16 protein-coding genes are annotated in these 19,362 nt (G+C 47.4%); 5 read left to right on the top strand and 11 right to left on the bottom strand.

The genetic code is table 11. From position 1 onward, the window contains the following. Positions 1–5: 5 nt before the first annotated feature. The 9 genes from J1C60_RS00965 to J1C60_RS00925 all read right to left on the bottom strand — a co-directional run bounded on the left by J1C60_RS00965 (position 6) and on the right by J1C60_RS00925 (position 10,296). The gene (locus J1C60_RS00965; RefSeq protein ID WP_128176920.1) at positions 6–2,576 is read right to left on the bottom strand and encodes a fimbria/pilus outer membrane usher protein; all 2,571 of its coding nucleotides are present in this window, start codon (positions 2,574–2,576) and stop codon (positions 6–8) included. A gap of 31 nt (positions 2,577–2,607) precedes the next feature. Next, complete coding sequence (locus tag J1C60_RS00960) at positions 2,608–3,336, bottom strand: fimbrial biogenesis chaperone (protein WP_128176918.1); 729 nt, start codon at positions 3,334–3,336, stop codon at positions 2,608–2,610. Between the two features lie 62 nt (positions 3,337–3,398). Further along, positions 3,399–3,935: a fimbrial protein gene (locus tag J1C60_RS00955; protein WP_128176916.1), complete on the bottom strand. Its 537-nt coding sequence runs from the start codon at positions 3,933–3,935 to the stop codon at positions 3,399–3,401. A gap of 94 nt (positions 3,936–4,029) precedes the next feature. Continuing rightward, positions 4,030–4,284, bottom strand: coding sequence for a hypothetical protein (locus J1C60_RS00950; RefSeq protein ID WP_128176914.1), 255 nt, complete (start codon positions 4,282–4,284; stop codon positions 4,030–4,032). 165 nt (positions 4,285–4,449) lie between these two features. Then, entirely contained in the window at positions 4,450–4,764 is a 315-nt protein-coding gene (locus tag J1C60_RS00945; protein ID WP_128176912.1) for a hypothetical protein, read from the bottom strand. Positions 4,765–4,887: 123 nt separating this feature from the next. Continuing rightward, entirely contained in the window at positions 4,888–7,008 is a 2,121-nt protein-coding gene (locus J1C60_RS00940) for a peptidase domain-containing ABC transporter (protein ID WP_128176910.1), read from the bottom strand. Between the two features lie 24 nt (positions 7,009–7,032). Beyond that, complete coding sequence (locus tag J1C60_RS00935; protein WP_128176908.1) at positions 7,033–8,292, bottom strand: HlyD family secretion protein; 1,260 nt, start codon at positions 8,290–8,292, stop codon at positions 7,033–7,035. A 17-nt stretch (positions 8,293–8,309) separates the two neighbouring features. Next, positions 8,310–9,641 (bottom strand): TolC family outer membrane protein, encoded by a 1,332-nt coding sequence (locus tag J1C60_RS00930; RefSeq protein WP_128176906.1) that lies wholly within the window; start codon positions 9,639–9,641, stop codon positions 8,310–8,312. Between the two features lie 4 nt (positions 9,642–9,645). Further along, positions 9,646–10,296, bottom strand: coding sequence for a helix-turn-helix transcriptional regulator (locus J1C60_RS00925; RefSeq protein WP_128176904.1), 651 nt, complete (start codon positions 10,294–10,296; stop codon positions 9,646–9,648). Between the two features lie 566 nt (positions 10,297–10,862). Between J1C60_RS00925 and J1C60_RS00920 the strand changes: the two genes are divergently transcribed. Continuing rightward, positions 10,863–13,871, top strand: a complete 3,009-nt coding sequence (locus J1C60_RS00920; protein ID WP_128176902.1) for an autotransporter outer membrane beta-barrel domain-containing protein — start codon at positions 10,863–10,865, stop codon at positions 13,869–13,871. Between the two features lie 173 nt (positions 13,872–14,044). Here the strand turns inward: J1C60_RS00920 and copC are convergent, their stop codons facing one another. Next, positions 14,045–14,398, bottom strand: coding sequence for a copper homeostasis periplasmic binding protein CopC (gene copC, locus J1C60_RS00915; RefSeq protein WP_128177224.1), 354 nt, complete (start codon positions 14,396–14,398; stop codon positions 14,045–14,047). A 408-nt stretch (positions 14,399–14,806) separates the two neighbouring features. Beyond that, positions 14,807–15,280: a DUF2946 domain-containing protein gene (locus J1C60_RS00910; protein WP_235859164.1), complete on the bottom strand. Its 474-nt coding sequence runs from the start codon at positions 15,278–15,280 to the stop codon at positions 14,807–14,809. Between the two features lie 1,583 nt (positions 15,281–16,863). Here J1C60_RS00910 and J1C60_RS00905 point away from each other — a divergent pair. The 4 genes from J1C60_RS00905 to J1C60_RS00890 are packed head-to-tail and all read left to right on the top strand — an operon-like array spanning position 16,864 to position 19,347. Continuing rightward, positions 16,864–17,400: a Csu type fimbrial protein gene (locus J1C60_RS00905; RefSeq protein ID WP_128176900.1), complete on the top strand. Its 537-nt coding sequence runs from the start codon at positions 16,864–16,866 to the stop codon at positions 17,398–17,400. 60 nt (positions 17,401–17,460) lie between these two features. After that, positions 17,461–17,982 carry a Csu type fimbrial protein gene (locus tag J1C60_RS00900; RefSeq protein WP_229655773.1) on the top strand — a complete coding sequence of 174 codons (522 nt, stop codon included), beginning with the start codon at positions 17,461–17,463 and terminating at the stop codon, positions 17,980–17,982. Positions 17,983–17,991: 9 nt separating this feature from the next. Continuing rightward, on the top strand, positions 17,992–18,534 hold the full coding sequence (locus J1C60_RS00895) for a Csu type fimbrial protein (RefSeq protein ID WP_229655772.1): 543 nt from the start codon (positions 17,992–17,994) through the stop codon (positions 18,532–18,534). A 15-nt stretch (positions 18,535–18,549) separates the two neighbouring features. Beyond that, complete coding sequence (locus J1C60_RS00890; protein WP_128176898.1) at positions 18,550–19,347, top strand: fimbrial biogenesis chaperone; 798 nt, start codon at positions 18,550–18,552, stop codon at positions 19,345–19,347. Positions 19,348–19,362: the final 15 nt, after the last annotated feature.

Below are 19,362 nucleotides of genomic sequence, written 5' to 3'. Positions count from 1 at the left end.
CTGACTCAACTGTTCTTCGAAAAAGTCCCCTGAGCGAAAGCCAGATTCTGCCGCATGCCTGGATCGTCACCATCACAAACGGTATTCACACGTTCAATACCTTGATCCGATGGCGTTTCTCGCAGGTTGATATCAAAAGCGCACGTAAACTGCTGTTTGCCCCCCCAATGAATATTAAGACGATCTTTCCCCAGATTAAGCCGCGCATAGATTTGGCCTCCCTGAGCGACTACCCCAACATTCTCGCCATGGCTGTCTGTCACCGCCGCGCCAAACGGTAATGCATCGCCCTCCGGCATGGTCGCGCGAATAAGTACCATGCGGCCTTTGCGGGTCGCGTAATCCAACTTAACGATTGCGCCTTGCGCCGGGGCAATTTGCTTGCTGCTGGCATCAAGCTCAACGTCAAACGGCAGCCCCTTTGGATTAATGGCCACATTATTAATACGATAAGGAGTGAGATAAGGCACAAGCGCGTACCCCCAGCGGTTAAGCTTGACGCCCGAATATCCTTCCACGCTGGCACCTGCGGCATCTTTTGCTGAGACAATCGCCATTGTGTCCAAACCGTCATAAGGGCTGGTGACGATTCCGTCGGAAAATGCCACGACGCTGCCACTTAAGCCTGCAGAGTAACTGTGATAAGACTTGCCTTTAGAGAAGCTGCCATTTAACGTTGCGTCGCGGAATTTATAGGCCCCGCTGACGTTACCGGAATAGTTATCGCTGGCATCCCGTCCGGCGGATACGTTATAGCTGAGTTGACCCTGCTCACCCAGCGTTCCTCCCACGCCAAGCTGTGAAGTCACCCCACGCTTTTCTATCGTGGTGTAACTGTTCAAATTCGGCGTATTGCGTCCGCTTCCCAGTGGAACTGAGAAATTAAGCAAATATTGCGTCTCTTTTTCCCGATTGCGTGTTTCCGTTCGGTTGACCGCTAATCCATAACCCAACCACTTATAGCTATTGTTGTACCCTGCCTGGTACTGCGTATTGCTGCCAACATCATTCCAGTAATTCTCGCGATAGCCCGAAATGTACAGCTGACCAAAATCGTTTCCCAGATCCTGACTTAACGTCAGAGAGACACGGTTACGGGGACGGCTGATGGTGTCGTAACCGGCATTGAAATCGTGATGTTTTATATTGTCAGCTACATAGACGGCGTTATGCAGATCGAGATAGCCGGAAGACGAAAAACGATATGCTGCTAATGAAAAACTACTGCGGGTCGCCGTAATATATTTGCTGTAGCTTGCACGCAAGCTAACCCCATTCTGAGACCGACCGTCTTTGTTAAAACGGGCACCGGTAATATCAAAGGCAAACGCCCCCACCGGCGTGCCAAACGCCGAACCCACAATACCCGAATAGTAGTAATCCGTTGCCGTTACCCCGGTATAAGAGGTGATGATGTTATTGACCCCCTGCTTCCAGGTTCCCTGAAATACATAGGGCTCTTCAGAAACGCTAACATTACGCAAACGCCCCATCACCAGGTTATAGGTGATGCGTCCGGGCCGCAGGAGCTCCGCCACCGATGAAAAGGGAACTGAAAAGATGTTCTGGGAACCGTCAGCTTCGGTCACTGTAACCTGAAGATCGCCGCCGTAGCCCGTTGGGTACAGATCCTGAATAGCAAATTCCCCTGGCGGAACAGACGTTTCGTAGATAACACGGTCACGCTGTTTGATAGAGACTTTCGCGTTAGTGCGTGCGATCCCACGGACAACGGGCGCGTAACCCCGCAAGGAGTCAGGCAGCATTTGATCTGCCGTCGCAAGCTGTACGCCGCGGAAGGAGAAAGAGTCAAAAAGTTCGCCTGAGGTATTTGCATCGCCGAACAAAATGCGTGAATTCCACGTCGGAATATCGCGCTGCAGGGCTGTAGAGAAGTCGTTATATTGGCCACCATACCGATCGTCCCAGCGATAAGCCCCTGAATGTTTGAGCATCCAGGCACCCAGATTCAGACTCCCTTTAACATCACCGTAGAAAGATTTATAAATGTTACTCTTGTTATATTGCTCAAAATAGGTGGTGTTGTAGCTCAGATAAAGTGCTTTTTCCCCGTACGACCACATGGCTGGTGGGACATACCCATGCGCAGTTTGATTCAGGTAAGCCTGAGGAATACTCAGGTTAAGACGCATATCCGACAGGCTCAAACGTGCGTGGGCCCCGGGTACAAGCGATTCCAGTTCACTGCATGCGTTTTCGCTATTGAGTGACGCCAGGCTCTCTTTCGACAGCCGAGCGGTATTCAAATTAAGACGGGTCAGAAGTGATTCATTGAAGCACAGATGTGATTTTCCGCTATCACCGCGCATGGAAACCGGTGCGCGATCGATAAGCCTGCCGTTAAGGTAAATATCCGGCGTATAGTCCCCTGGCGGCACACGGTATTCGCCGTTAAAACGACTGATATCCACGCTCTGACCAACGGTACTGTTCAGAAAATCCGGATTAAAACTGACGTCGGCCAGAGAATTGCAGGAGACGAATCCCCCCATGACTAAAATAATACTGCCGGATACCGGAGAAAGTTTAAATCCCTTAAGTTTTAAATAGTACATAGTTACGTCCGTGTATGGCAATGCCGATCGGTTATTCGTGCTTTATCTGAGCCTTAACGGATGCGCCAAAGTCATTGATATAATCAATAGATAACGAATTATCGCCTGAACGATATTTCAACGGATAGGAGTCGGTGCTATAGGGCGAAATCATGCTTCCTAATTGTGTTGACAGCACTTTATCGCCGGACATTAATTCCAGCTTTGACACAGTGAGAAATAAAGGTGTTGGATTATTAATAACAACACACTGCATTTTTCCGCACGACTTGGTTGACCAGCTTAATTTATCTATTTGCTCCTCATCAGAGGACATATTCAGCTCCGCCGGACGATAAAACAGCTTAATTCGCGAACGAAATGCCATCTGTATACTATTTCCAATCTGTTGTTCAGGCTTTGGTGGAATATCGAGAACATTGAGCCAGAATACGGATTCACGATCATGAGGTAAATTACTGCCAGTGCCGGTATAGGAAATACGTAGCGTCTGACCTTGTGATGGCTCAATGCGGGAAACAGGCGGAAGTATAATAAAGGGAACATCAATTTGGCTGACCTTCGCGGAGCTGTCACCCGTATCAATCCAGACCTGTACTAATGATGATTTATCCCCCTTATTTTCCAGCCGAAGCGTAATCTCCTTTTCACTGGATGGATAAATCACTCGCGTACCATTAATTACAACGCTGGCGAATACTTGGGTTGACGAAAAAATAAGGCTAAAAATGAAAAAAAAAACACGACTGTGGGGGATCATTACACTTCTCCGGCGATATCAGGGAACCGAAGTTCCCTGTATTTTTAAAACAAGGTCTGGTCTTACTCGTAATCAATAGAGTAGGTAACAGCAGACTGCAGATCACCCGGTTCGGTCGCACCCGTTGCGTAGTAACGCGCGGAGTAGCTCAGAGTGGCCGCACCAGAAGACAGATCCGTTGCTTTGTTTTTACGCTGGTTGGTATTACCGGCCTGCACAACATCATCAGCTTCATTACGTAGCTCTACCTGAACGTTTTTTGCATCCTTAGTTTTCAGGGCGTTGTTCAGTCGACCAGTGCTTGCATCAACGTCAGCACCGGCTTCGAAGAACGCACGCACCTTACCGCTGGTAGGAGTACAGTTGGTCAGCTTCATGGTAAAGTTGGTTGCACCGGCAGTATCGCCCTTTTCTACAAGCATAGAAGTCGGTATGGTCGGCAGTGTTACAACTGCGTCACCGGTAGCACTGTCGTCAATTTTTACGGTACAGGTTGCGCTGGTCAGTTTACCGTTGATAGTGATGGTACCGTTAGCAGCCATCGCTGAAGTCGAACCCATCGCCATGACAACCAGAGTAGAAAGAAGTACTTTTTTCATAAAAAATCCTTTTTGCATAGTGCCTTTATCCGATAAAAGGCAATTCAGTTAATGTACAAAAATAATATGTGTATGAAACACATAATGCAGGAACTCAGCGAAATAGACCTTTAGCAAACCCGCCTACTAAAGAGATCGAGAAGATGGCAATAGCAGCAAGACCGGTTGCAATAGCCTTACCATATTGATCCCCTTTCCCTAAGGCAGGAGATTCAATGGTAGAACCTGAGTGCCACTCCTGATGTTCTGAATTATTGTCAGAACCCCAGTTCCGAAAGTAGTCAAGAATAGTGGTAGTTAAATTACCACCTGAGATCTCTTTTAATACATCGCCTTTAATTTCTTTCATAAAAATCACCGTTAATGGATTTTCTTAAGGTTGAATAGCACCGCATTCTGCGATAAATGCTCTCATCTAAAAAATTTCACAGGTAGATTTGATAGCGAAATATAATCAACAGAACATGCCGCGCTGCCAATTTCATAACATAGCGATAAGCTCAATATTATTGTCTTACTTCGGATTATTTAACGTTAGGTCAAGCCACTGCTCAGTCGTTTCGTTGAATAACTTCACAGTTTTATCCCAGTCATTGATGACACCGTAAACGGCACCCTGAATGGCGCCAAATACGCCACCAAGCGCAACACCAACCAGTGCGCCAATAACGCCAACACCGAGAAGACCCCCTGTATTACCACCGGCAATACCGACTTTCATCATGCCTGTCGTACCCAGTACCAAACCGCCAATAACACCAGCACCTAACTGACTAAAAAAACCAGCACCCGAAACTTCCTTGATCTCATAAACCTGTAGCTCGCGCATTACTTTATTCCTTAAAGAAAATAATATACTTGGTTAAATTACATCAGGTAACGTTTACTTACCGAGTTTAATGTTAATTACAAGACAATTTAAAAACAATAGAATAAAATCCATTTATTCCGTTTAAAATGAATTATGGGATATTTCAGTAACACCACCCTGATTTAATAAGATTATTCTATCTGCACTACGAATTGTCTCGGGCCGATGAGCAATAATAATACGCGTAATATCCATCGTTTTAATTGCATCATTAATTCCTTTCTCTCGTGCAATATCAAGATGGCTGGTTGCCTCATCAAGGATAAGAATTTTGGGTTGGCGGTACAGCGCCCTTGCCAGTAGAACGCGCTGAATTTGCCCACCGGAAAGAGACGATCCCATATCCCCGACCAGGCTGTTGTATCCCATAGGCATCGCCATAACATCGTCATGGATCTGAGCAAGCCTTGCCGCCGCCTCCACGCGCTCATGAGTAAACTGCGCATCAAAGAAGCAGATGTTATCCATGATTGAACCGGCGAACAGAATGTCATCCTGCATGACGCTGCCCACATGTTCCCGATACCAAGTCATTCCGAGCTTTCGAATATCATGGCCGCTAATTTCAACACTTCCCTCTTCAGGTTTAAGCAAGCCCAGCAGCAGTTTCGCCAACGTTGATTTCCCCTGCCCGGACGGCCCGATGATGGCGACTGACTCACCCGCCTGAATAGTCAGGGAGCAACGCTGGAAGACCCAAGGCTCGGTAGCGGCATAGCGGAAAGTAATATTTTTTACTTCAATCGGCAGTGCGGCATCGTTCGTGGGCAGTGCGACCGTATTATCCATATCACCCTCTTTATCTGTCAGGACAATATCCGCCAGGCGTTCACCGTGAAGGCGTAACATCCAGAACTCAATAACCGCGTTGATAAGCCCCGTCGCTCTCCCGGTGAACTGATCGGCAAAACTGGTGAAAGCAAGCAGCATACCCGCGGAGAAGTTCCCCTCTAATACCTGCAGAGCAGCCATCCAGAAAAGCACAATGCGGCCGACGCTGGCGATAAGCCCCTGCAGCGTGCTGAAGCTAATTGACAGACGCTGAATATGTATCCCTTTGTTGGTTGCCTCAACCAATTCGTTTGCATACGTTGAAACGCGCATCTCCTGTTTATTATTCAGCTTGACCGCCTGTACGCCCCTGATGGACTCAAGGAGCTGAGACTGCGCACGTGCAGAAGCGATAAGCTGCTCTTCATTTGCCTGACGGAACGGCCGGAATGAAACCCAGCGGATCAGGATATAAATAAGTAGCATGCCCAGTACCACGAACGTCAGCCTGACGTTATAGGCAAACAGTACGAACAGCGTCACGATGGCCATGACGCCATCCAGGATGGAAGAGATAAAGCGGCTGGTTAAGGTGTTCTGAATCGTGCCAATCGATCCGTAGCGTGAGATAATATCGCCGATGTGTCGCTCTTCGAACCAGGCCATTGGCAGCCCCAGCAGGTGGGAGCAGACGTTAGCTGACCACTGAACACTCAGCATGCTTGAAAACCACGTCGTGACCCAGGAACGTATCGCCGACAGGATATTCTGCAGTACTGCCACCGTAATGAACGCACAGCCTAATAACGTAAGGAGATCGTAGTCGGCTGACACCAGCACCTGGTCCATCACCCATTGGCTATAAAACGGAGTCAGGAGACCAAAGACCTCAAGCCCTATAGAGAGGATCATGACCTGGATAAACGCAGAACGAATACCACTCACATTACCAATGAGTTTCAGCATTGAGAGGGTTTCTTTCTCCTTTTTTTTCACAAAATCCGCGTTCGGGATAAGCTCCATCGCAATGCCTGTAAAGGATTTGGATACTTCATCCAGTGCCACGTCTCTCCTTCCCCGACTGGGGTCGTGAATGACAATTTTCTTTTTAGTAACTTCTTTTAGTACCACAAAGTGGTTCATATCCCAGTGCAGAATGCAGGGCATTTTAAGCTTATGCAGTTCGTCAATTTCCAGACGCAGTGCGCGTGAAGACATTCCCAACTGCTGAGATAACTGCATGATATCGGCAAGCGTCGCGCCTTTCAGCGAGGTGGAGAAGCGACGGCGCAACGTGATCATGTCTATCTTGTAGCCGTAATAGTTCGCAATCATTCCCACACAGGTAAGGCCACATTCCGCCGCCTGCGTTTGCTGAATGACAGGCAGCCGTTTACGCCAGGAAAAGTCCAGTTTTTCTAGCAAATTCATAATATAACCTTGGTTTTATTTTCTTCAGAGAGTACTGCTATGGCTCAGAGCGTAAAGCGGCTCTAATACCCATTCGTAGAGTCGGCGTTTATCAATCTGAAAATCGGCCTCAAGACCACTTCCCGGCTGAAGCTTGACCTGCTGCCCATAGGCGTGGATAAACTGATTATCGAGTTTGACCTTTACCATGTAGTGCTGCTCATGAACCTGAGAATTTCCGGTGATCACAGAGACTTCCTGAGGGGAAAGTGAAACGCGGGATACCTCAGACACCACGCCATACTGCTGACCAAATTTCTGCCATGGATAAGCCTGATAGCGCAGAGTCACCCTCTGCCCCGGAACAATGAAGCCAATTGCCCGGCTGCTGACCATGATCCGGGCCTGAAGAGTGGCGTTTTCCGGCAGCAGCGATGCCAGGGTTTGTCCCGCATTCACCATCTGTCCCCGTTTGATTAGCACAGATGCAACCGTTGCATTTTGCGGCGCAGTGAACACGATTGAGCGACGAGATTCGTTTTCCATCATCGACTGTTTCAGCTCAGAAAGGCGCCTGTCTATGTCATTGGCCTGATTGAGTTTATTGAGTGGCTGCTCGCGAAGTTGCTGCAGCGTACGGGTCAGTTGCTGCTGAAGATCGATCTGCTGTCGGGCAACATCCTGCGCCCTGGACTCCGCCTCCAGCCGTGAGACTTCCTGCTCTTCAACCTGGCGATTTGATGCATATCCCTCATCACGCATCAGTTTCAGCTTTTTCAACTGGGCATTGGTAAGCCGGGCCTGCTGAATACGGCTGGCATAAATGCCGTCCAACTTTTTCAGTTGCTGTTCTAAAAAGGTTTTCTGATTTTCATAGCCCCGGAGAGTTTCAGCTGAAAGTTTGTCGAGGTTTTTTCGCTCCTGGGCCAGGGCCTCATTTTGCAGCGCAAGCTGCTCAGCAATACTCGCGCGCGTCTGGCCGTACTTGGTGGCGATCTCTGAAGAGAGGGTTACCAGCGCACTCCCTTTTTGGACGTTTTGCCCCTCATGAATAGGAAGATCCACGATGGTACCCGAACTGACAGCAACGATATCCATCACGCCATCCACCGGTACCAACGCTCCGCTCATGGTTTCCCGTTTGGTGTAACTGCCGAAAAAAATCAGCAATAGCGTAGCGAAGGTTACAAGACCAACCAAACTAATAATCACCCAGCGGTAGGGCGGGCAATATAATGCAACACTGCCAATGGATTTTGTTTTATTCGCCTCAAGGGCTTCCTTGCGAAATAATGAATTAGGCATAATGATCTTCTACAAAACTACATGTGTGATGGGCAGCTGAATTTATTCAGGTAGGAATAGTCGAGTTCCCCAGTCGCTCTGGCGAGCTGAATATTGGCAGTAATATAGTCGTACCGCGCTTTGGCGATCTCTTTCAATGATTTGAAGTAATCACTTTCGGCGTTCAACGCATCAAGGATCGTTCTCTGACCAATATCCCTTCCATATTCGGTCGATTCCATACGCTTTTTAGCGGAAATAATGGCTTTTTGGTAAGCACGAACTTTGGCGCTTCCGGCCATCATGCTATACCAGGCACTTTCCGCGTCTTCCCGCGCTTTACGTTGGGCATCGACCAGTAACTGCCTGGATTGTTCCTTACGGTGCGCGGCCTCGATGCTTTGCGCCATATGGCTGCCTCCCGCAAAGATTGGAATTGACACGTTAATGCCGATATTAGTATTTCGCGTTTTTGACGTCGTACCGAACAGGCTATCGATGACGTTTTCATCTTCTCCTCTGCTCCAGTTATTACCATACGAAGCCTGGAAGGTGACAATGGGTAAATGATTACCCGCACTGGCAACAACATCAGCATTGCTTTGTTTAAGGCTAAACATGGCGGCCTGGACATTAAGATTTTGGGTACTGGATTTCGCTTTAACCTTGCTCAATGCCAGAAGAGGCTTCGGTGTGAAACACTCCATGGTATTCAATGGAATTTGACTGCCGGACAAGCCTGTTAATTTCGAAAAGCGGATTTTGATATTATTCAGATCGCTTTCAGCAGCAATTACCTCCGCTGCGGCGCTATCATAATTGGCCTGGGCTTCATCGACCTCCAGCCGGGTTTGTTCACCAAGATCCAATCCCCGCTGCGCCTGGCGTAGCTGCTGGCTGAATGCTGCACGGGTGCGTTCGGCATTCTTCAGAACCTGCGAAGCATAAGCAGCGGTAAACCAGGCCTCACTCACGTCACTAATTAACTGTTGCTGGGCCAGCATATAATTGATCTGCCCCAGATCGGCCATCGCCTCGGCACGTCTCCAGGTGGCAAACTTTGAAACATCAAAAATCGGCTGGGTCAAATTGAAGCTGTAATTATGCCGCGTGACGCCCGCAGCGTAAGAGGCGCCAGGCTGGTCCTGTTTAGACATTCCGCCATTCAAACTCACCTGAGGTAATAAACCAGAGAAGCCTTCCAGACGCTTTTGCTGCTCTGCGCTGTTAAGTTCACGCGCTGCACGGATGCCGGAATCGTAACTGTCTGCAGCCAGAATAGCCTGTTGAAGTGTTAAGGCCGTACACTTCTGGCATACCAGCCCCAGCAGCAATACTATTATGAATTTAAATAATCCTTTATATTGCATTATGTTATTCCATCATTCCGGTAACATACATATACCTGATTAACTCACTATTACTGGATAAGTTGAGCTTTTTCATTGCGCTTTGCTTTTGCGTCGCAACGGTACTTTTTGATCTATTTTTTCTATCAGCAATCTCCGAAATCGAGTATCCCTGAGCGACCAGATACAGCACCTCCGATTCTTTTGGTGAAAGTGGGTATTTCCGCTTGTCTGTTTTAATAAGGTTTTGCATTAATTTTTCTGAAACAGACGGTATTTTTTTTTGCAGGCTGGCCATCTCAAGGATGTTACGGAATCCGGCGATTCCTTCATTCAAGCCTATCGTGGCCTCGAATTTCATATCAACAATATGTCGTAATAAATAGGGATGTTGATTAGCAACCACCATCACTCTTTTTACATTATGATCGAGGCACAACCTGCTGAACTTTTTGCTATCAACACTCCATGATTTATTGTTTGACAAAAAGGTAAATTCTGTAAATAAAACATCAACTTGACCATCATCTATTGCGGTAAGCAACGTGTGCATTGAGCGATAAAAAAGTACGTCAACATTGCTGACTTTTGTCTCTACCTTAAGATAATGAATTATCACCTTTTGAAATATAGAAAAATCATAAAATACTGCGACCTTTAGTTTCCCATCCTTCATAATTATTCCATTTTATATGTGTGCACTATCTTCAGGCATATCCCTTTTCAAACCCGACGAATAAAAATAAAAAATAGATAATATAGATCAGTCCTGGCATCAGAACGTTTTGAACCGTAATTTTCACGGATAGTAAATTATCCAAATAACCATTGCAATGAAATATCAATTAGGATTTTCTCTATCTTTGATATAAAAATACAGATATAAGAATTTTAAAAAAACAGCATCAATAATGTTGGATATATCCTAACTTCTCAAAATAAAAATATCTCATTATAATCTTATGAAATAATGTGCTTGCAATAACTTACTGGTCACGACACAGTTTTATGCTAGCAGTTAAATAATTTTCCCTACGTGATAATGATATCCATTTTTAACGTACTGGATAGACTCAGAATACCGATCGCCTTTGGAAGATATTTTATCTTTGTTCATTATCTTTTTACTCCAGATTTACTGGCATCGTAAGCACAAATACCGTTGAGAGGCGAAAGAAACATCGTGACTTCGATAGCTACGGAAACTTCAGAGACGTCACCGTTTCTATTAAGGAAAATACTATGTCGCGACACGGAACAACCGTTTACTATAATTTGATAACTGGATTATGTTTATTATCACTCCCTTTAGTTCCTGCTATCGCCTTTCAGGCTATCAATGGGGAAAGCATAAATGTCACCCAAAACTACACGTCCAGCGATGCCGGTGATTATCCCCTTTATGTCTCTGGGGCCGAAAGCAAAATTAAAACAGACGCGAGTGGATTGATGTTCACCAGCAGTAGCTCAACGGGCGCGGCGTTGGTTGAAAAAGAGGGCGAACTTAATTTATTCAATGCGACGTTGGCCAGTACGGGGACAGCGGCAGATACCGTAACCCTGGACAAGGGAATAGTGCGCGCCATGCAGGGGAATATCAGTACCACGGGAACAGCGGCCTGGGGAATTGCCGGGAAAAACGCGTCACTCATCGCTTTACAGGGGACGATAGTTAACGCGGCTCACTCTGCCAATGGTGGCATTCTGTTAGGCTCCCTCAGCCAACTGGAGGCGAAGCATGTTCAGATTGTGGCAACAGACAAAGCAATGGGCCTGAGCCTGAAGGCGGGCGCCCTTTCAGATAAAGGCCGCGCCGTTATTTCTGACAGTACGATTTTTGCTCAGAACGCTGATGCTATTCGCATTATGAACGGTGATATCGAACTCAATAACAGTATTATCAGCAGTTCTGGCATCTACACCTACGCGATAAATGCCAACGCAGGCGCTCACGTCACGATTAATGGCGGGCGCTATCAGACCTCCGGTGATTTCGGCGATGCAATATGGATCGCCTCTGACGACTCGTCCCTGGTCGCGAAAGATGCCACCTTTACCTCCTCCGGTGACAGAGCCTTTGCCGTTAACGCTCAGAATGGACCAGCAAACCTTTACAATAGTCTGCTGGAGACATCCGGAAAACAGTCTACTGCGCTATATAGCGAACAATCAATCGCCGGGGAAAGCCTGACTATCAAGACGTCAGGTGAAGGGGCAACAGGGGTGTTTGCCGCGCGCGGCGGCAATATTTCCCTGACGGACGCGACGGTAACGACCTCTGGTCAGGGAAGCTTTGGGCTAATAGCCTACCCGGATTCGATAATCACCGGTTCGAACCTGCAGGTGACCACAAAAGGTGATAATGCTTATGCCGCTGGCCTGGTTAACGGTAGTCTAACGTTGGTGGGGGCCGACCTTGTGACGACAGGAAAAAGTGCGGCCATTTACGTTGCGGGAAACGTGGATACGCAACCCAATATAATCTCGTTTGATGCCGTCAAAGTGAAGCCGCATCAGGGAGCCGTGGTGACATCAGATAGCGCGCGGCTGAATATGAACATTGCCAGCACATTCCTTGACAGCAGCACGGGCCAGGTTCTGGACGTGAAAAGTCGTCGGAACGCCAGTGGCGATCCTCTGGTGAGCAACGTTATCCTGGATGCAACGAATAATAGCGTGCTGAACGGTTCACTGATCTCTGACAGTACAGAAAATTTTACCCGTGTTGCATTAAGCCAGAACACTTCTCTAACCGGCTTCAGCCAGCGCATTAGCGAGCTCGCCCTTGATAGCAGCAGCCGGTGGGCAATAACAGCAAATTCAGATGTTAAATCGCTGGATAATCATGGTGACATTGCGTTCACCGCACCAAACAACACCGGCTATAAAACACTGACCGTTGAAGGTGACTATCTGAGCAATGGCGGTAGACTGACGATGAATACCGTCTTAGATGGTGACGATTCAGCAAGCGATAAACTGATCGTCTCGGGTGATGTTAAAGCGGGCGAAACACGGGTGACAATCAATAACGTCGGTGGACGTGGAGCAAAGACCATTGAGGGTATTGAGCTTGTAAGAGTGGATGGGACGTCTTATGGATCCTTTACCTCGTCAGGGCGCATCGTCGCCGGGAGCTATGATTACAGCCTGGTGAAAAAAAATGAGAGCTGGTTTCTCACCAGCCAATTGCCCCCTAAGCCTAATCCAACGCCAACTCCCGTTCCAACGCCGGATGAGAAGGATGATTCGGGTTCAGATATTGTCCCTCCGCAGTCTGCGGTGTACCGCCCTGAATCAGGTGCGCTGCTGGCCAATATGATGGCCGCAAATACGATGTTTAATACCGGGTTACATGACCGCATGGGCGAAACCGATTTTGTCACACACGCATCAGGCAGCCAGAGCGCTGATGGCCTGTGGTTAAGGCAGGTTGGTGGGCACACGCGTTCTAATGACGGGAGTCATCAGCTCAAAACTCGCTCTAATCGCTATATCGTTCAGCTAGGTAAGGATTTCATTGACTGGAGCAACAACGGTGATGACCGTTGGCACGTTGGTCCAATGGTTGGTTACGGTCATTCTCAGAGCAACACGCGTTCAGCTATCACCGGCTATGGTGCAGATGGCAGTGTTAAAGGCTACAGCGCGGGATTGTATGCCAGTTGGTTTGCTTCCGAGGAAGATAAAAGCACGGCCTATCTGGACAGTTGGGTTTTGTATAACTGGTTTGATAATACCATCAGTGGCCAGGCCCTGCCCAAAGAGAACTATCACTCTCAGGGCTTCACGGCATCGATTGAAGGAGGCTACACATTACCAATGACGGCAAGTCAGCGCCAGAGCGGTTGGTTACAGCCTAAATTCCAGCTCATCTGGATGGATGTCAATGCCAATGGCCGTCGTGAGTTGAATGGCACATGGGTTTCAGAGCCGCTATCCGGTAACCTGCTCTCCCGCCTTGGTGTTCGTGCGTCACTTAAGGGCCACAGCGTCCTTGATGATAAAACAGGGCGTGAATTTCAGCCTTTCATCGAGGCCAACTGGATCCACAATACCAGTGACTATCGGGTGAAAATGGATGACGTTGCCAACACCATCGCCGGGACCCGTGACATGGCCGAAGTAAAAACGGGTGTTGAAGGTAAGATACAGGAACACCTTGATATCTGGGGAAACGTTACTCTTCAGGTTGGCGATAACGCCTTTAACGATACCAGCGTCTTATTCGGTGCCCGTTATCGTTTCTGAGGCTGCTGGAGCAATGGCAATTTATTGCTAAGATGGCGGTCATAATAGCGCTGTTCTGGTTATTTTGATCGGCCTCACTGCCTATACCCCAGCCCTGTTGACGATATTTGTCGTGGTCAACACCAGTCGACCACGACAATACAGGCTGTATGTGACACTGACCAATAAGAGCGCTATTTTAGCGTAAAGCGATAGCTCCCTTTGGTTTTATGACCATCAACCGAAAGCACATGCCAGTCAACCTGATATGCATCGGCCACGAGCGGTGTACTCAGCGGGATATGCAGTACCTTTTTATCTGTACTGTCCACTACCGTTTTACCGGTCGCAATCTCTTTACCCTCAGCGTTAACCATCTTCACACCGCTAAATGACGGCTCAACTTCTTCCGTAAAGGTTAAGGTTAACGTGGTTGGTGATGCACTAATAGTCGCTTGATCGGCAGGTTCTGCGCTCGCAAGATGCGCGTGCGCAAGCGCGTGTTGAGAGAGAAAAAGAGTGGCGAGGATCGCCGTTGCTCCTGCCATTTTTTGCAATTGATTTAACACAGTAATTCTCCTTGCATAACAGAACGCTCCAACAGGATTGTCGGGATACGTGTTTGATCACCACAAAATGAGTCAGTCTTAGTCCCTATTCCTTTTTTCATATTCATCCGAAAGGAGTAATGACGGAAAGAATGCAAAAAAAGTGAATATCTACAAGCCCCGTGTAGCATCGTAATCATTTATTTAAAAACGCAAGGGACGCTACGCAAAGCGCATATATTTTTTTACATTTTATTATCACCACCAGAATCCGAATAATAAGCAACATCATCTGATGGTATGATTTATACCCTGCATCATTCGGGTACAGCTTATTTAATTGATTGCGTTCCCAATAACGTGGGCAGTCGTAATCAACAACGCTGAAGCTTGAATTTTTCGAGTATTTTATGCGATTGGGGGAGCGCGTGGCTGTAGAATGCCAGCAAAGAAGGTGACTGGATAAGCAGGAATAATCTGCGATGGCGGCGAGGGGGAAGAGAATCGTATCAGCCAGATTAGCGGGATGAAAACCCACGCCAGCAAGGGGAAATGCACCAATAACTGGCAGTAACCGCAAGCAAAATCATCCATGATACTCATGGTGCCAGGCATAGCAGTATGGCCATTACTCCCGCCGTTTCGGAGAGTCCTGTCACTGGCGGAGTGCTCTGTCTGCATTACATGGTGAGACACCGCCATTGTGCCCCTGTCCATATGCCCCATCGCGGCCATGGTATGGCTTGTCGCTTCGCCTTTTCCTGATAGATGCCAATACTCCAGGGCTTTAGAAACACCCGGAGCAACAAACAACATCAAAATTGCCCATACGCCAACCAGAGCAGGTAATCGACGCGTTGACAGACGAAACAGAGTGACCAAATTGGACAATCCAGTGTATGAGAAACGATTAACGTGGAGTTTAACGATTTTTATTACCAATGTTAAAAGGTTATTTAAATAAAAATACTTTTTAACAGGATCTCGCACGCAAAGTAAAAAATCGTCATCCCCTGGGGCTTAAATAATGTATCCAGCCGCTGCGTGCTACTTATTACGCACTTATTTATAACAAAATCACAACATACTAAAGCAGCACAAGACGCCATGCCTCAGCAGAAACGTTATTCTCATATAAATTAGCGAATCAGATAACTTTAATGCTGCTTATATAATATTACCGTCCCGCGCGGGATGAGACATTCATTTTATATGCCTTCAGTATCTTGCGCGGTAACAAGACTGCAATGCATCCCGAGGCGACATCGGCCAGTCAGTCGCTTCAGCCGCCACAGGCCTATAGCCGCCGGACGCCGGGGACGCTTAGCTTCGGTTTTCAGGGTTTCACACCTGGAGTAACTGAGGTCATTAATCATCCTCAGTAAACAAATAGAGCGGCCCTGTATCGATTATTTATACATAAAATTTTCGGCCAACACTCCCCTTTCAGAGAGCTTCAGCAGCTCTGATTATTATGCTCAAAAATACTTTTTAGTTTCTATCCCAATATGAAACGCAATTTGACAGCAGGTACCGTAATTTTTAACCCCAGAGGAAGAAGTTTAAACCATAAAAATATGGATAACACAGGCTAACGTCCTGTCACTAGGAATTATCTTATTCCATCAACGCTCACGAACGGAAATCCACAGACCATTCCAGCCATTATCAATGGAGTATCCGATATATTCTATAGCAACAATAAAAAATTATTGTATTTTTATCCTCACTTAAAGAATATTTCCAGCAAAAAATCACGGGGGTCATCCATAAGAATGCACAGAAGTATTTTATAAGAAATTCCCCACTGTTTACGCCATTAAGCCATTGCAAGCGCCTCGCTAAACAACCTTATTATTGCATCCATATTCGCTCAATACGGTATCCGTTAACGTATAAAAGACCGCCCGCCAGAACCCACTAAAGCCCAATCAAAAGTTCAGACTTTTCCTATATAAACAAACAAAATAGCGCTGAGCGATACATATTATTTGGTAACAAAAACAACAACTGCTTGTCCACGATCGTCAAACGCAACAGCTGTTAACAAAGGCTCAATTTGACATTAGAAATTTATTAATACCAAAGAAAAATAGTACATTTCCAAAATTAAAAAAATAAACAAATTAGAATAAAAATAAATATAACCCATTTATTTCAGGATAAAAATCCAACTTTATGGCTGAGTATCAGAATTTAAAACTTTTTTAGCGATAGATAAAAATATCATTACTTAAGCAATATGACTTAATTTATATTAGCCCCACTGCACAATCTGCTGACCATCTCAGTCACAGATTGACGCCGAACGACAGAAGTAAGGCTGGCACCATCAGTCCCTTATCTCCCAAATCGTGCGTATCGCAGATCAGCATGATTTTTTATCAATCACCGGAAGATTTACGCATGTGGCTTTCCGCTGCGTGTATCGCGTGGTTTATATCAGTTGTTATTCGGGAGTTATCATGGACATAAAAAGTAAAGCTATTTACGCATTAACAGCAGCAACCTTCATCCTTTCCACACCGGTGTTCGCCGGGACCCTGAACGGACAAGTCGCTGTTCAATTAACCCTCAGCACCGGTTGTACCGTTTCCAATGGTTCCTCTGCGAATGGAGTCAACCACTGGGGAACACTGGACTTCGGCAATTATGCCGATTTAAGCAACGCAATTGACGGAAGCGTAACCGGTACTGGTGGCAATGGCGTGTCTATCATCTGTAGTGAAGGACTGACGCCGACTCTTGCATTAAATGGTGGACTGTCGGCTAACCAGGGGGTTCGAAATATGACCGCCAACGGCGGCAATATTGCCTACCGTCTCTATTCTGATACGGCAAGAACACAAGCTATCGCGATCAACGGACAGATCCCGTTAGCTGCTGATGGCACCGCACAAAATATCCCTATTTATGGTCGCGTACTGCCAGCAGACCAGACCACTCCTGCTCCTGCAGCAGGAACCTATAACGACACCGTCGTCGCTACACTGGCCTGGTAACCCTTCATCATGACTGGGCCTTTCTAAGGCCCTTATTAAACGGTTATTCAAGGAAGGCATATGATGAGCCTCAATGGATTATTAATATTTCCTGCGCTACCCGCTCTGGCAATCACTGCGATGTTCTCATTATGTGACGCGGCTACACTGGGCGTTTCTGCCACGATTCTCCCGGCTTGTACGGCAGGTTCGGACGTGGGTGGCAACATCCGTTTCGGTACATTGAATTTCGGAAATTATGCCAACTTATCCAGCATCATTAACGCGGCCAGCGCTCAACAGGCAGGATCGATACGCGTCAATTGCATTAACGGTCTCAGCTATAAAATTCTGATGGATGGCGGAAACAGTGGCAATACCGCCGGACGTAATATGGTTAATACCGCCAATAGCGCGATAACCGTGCTGTATAACCTTTATACCACCGCCTCCCGTACCACCATTTGGGATAACACAACGGGTGTGAGTGACGTCGGTAACGGTGCCGATCAATGGCATACGGTATATGGACGTGTGCCGGTACAAAACACGCCTGCGGCGGGCATTTATCAGGATACGGTTAATGTAACCGTTAGCTGGTAGCGGGGTGAGATGATGTCTAACCGATTTCCTGTGTATTACACCATTCTGACCAGCTTACTTTTGTCGCTCAATGCCGCCCAAGCCGGCGTTACGACGAAAACGTTTACCGTGGCAGCGACCATTACGGCTGGCTGCGCATTTGGTAACTCACTTACCAGCCCGATCGATAACCTCGGTACCATTAATTTCGGTTCACTTTCTTCGCTTCCAAACAATCTCGATATGGTCAGCAGCGTAGGCGCAGGTAGCGTAGTCGTGAGCTGTACCCCCGGCGCGACGGTTGCGATTGCAATGGATTATGGCAGCCATGGCGGTAGTGCAACCCGGCGTTTTATGGCGAATAGCAGTAACGCAACACAAACGCTGGCTTATCAGCTTTATCAGGACTCCGCGCGCAGTCAGGTATGGGGAACCGGCAACCTGGCGAAAACGGTGAATAATTTTCCTGCGACCACCCAAGTCTGGCCGGTATACGCACGCTTATTTGCAGCCACACCGTCCCCCACGGCTGGAAGCTATAGCGACACCGTCACCGTCACACTAACCTATTGAAAGATGGATGTTTAAATGATCAGTACTGTCCTGCGCATAGTATCATCACTGCTTGTCATCAGCTTACTCTCCATCGCTTCACCCACCTGGGCGGCCAGCTCAGTATTGGTCTGGCCGATCTATCAAATTATTGAAGCGGACCAAAATGGCTCGGCATTGTGGCTGGAAAACCGCGGAGCGGAGCCGGTCTCTTTACAGGTCCGCGTACTCGCCTGGAAACAGGAAAATTTTGACGACCGTTATGCCAACCAAACGGATGTCGTTGCCAGTCCACCTTTTGCGACCATCGCCGCCGGACAACGCCAGCTTATCCGTCTTATGCGTAATACGCCGGTCAGTCCGGGGAGTGAAAAAGCTTTTCGTATCATTATTGATGAAGTCCCTTCCCCAATGGCAGCTCCCGAACAGAATGGGGATAAAGCGGTGGTCGGGTTGCAATTACAAATGCGCTATTTACTCCCGCTGTTCGTCGACGGCGAAGGTATCTGGACCAATGAACGTAGCGATGTTAAACGCGACATCAGCACAGCCAGCAAACCCGTACTGCACTGGAGCCTTGATAACGTAGATGGCAAAACATTCCTTCGCATACGCAATAACGGTGTGGTACATGCCCGGCTCAGCAACGTGTTTTGGTCTGCCGCTGGTAATAATAAACAAGGCGTGAAAATCATGATGCCAGGTTTTATGGGATATGTTCTCCCCGGACAACAGATGCGTTGGGCCGTCCCCGCTGGGGTCATTGCAGGTGGACAGCTCAATGCACAAATTGCCGATAATACTCAGCCTATTGTCATCCCTCGCGGCGAATAATACTTCAGGAGCCGC

The organism is [Pantoea] beijingensis, from assembly GCF_022647505.1.
In the GTDB taxonomy this organism is placed as follows: domain Bacteria; phylum Pseudomonadota; class Gammaproteobacteria; order Enterobacterales; family Enterobacteriaceae; genus Erwinia; species Erwinia beijingensis.
The sequence above is the reverse complement of the archived record's forward strand: the minus strand, read 5'-3'. Positions and strand labels throughout refer to the sequence as shown.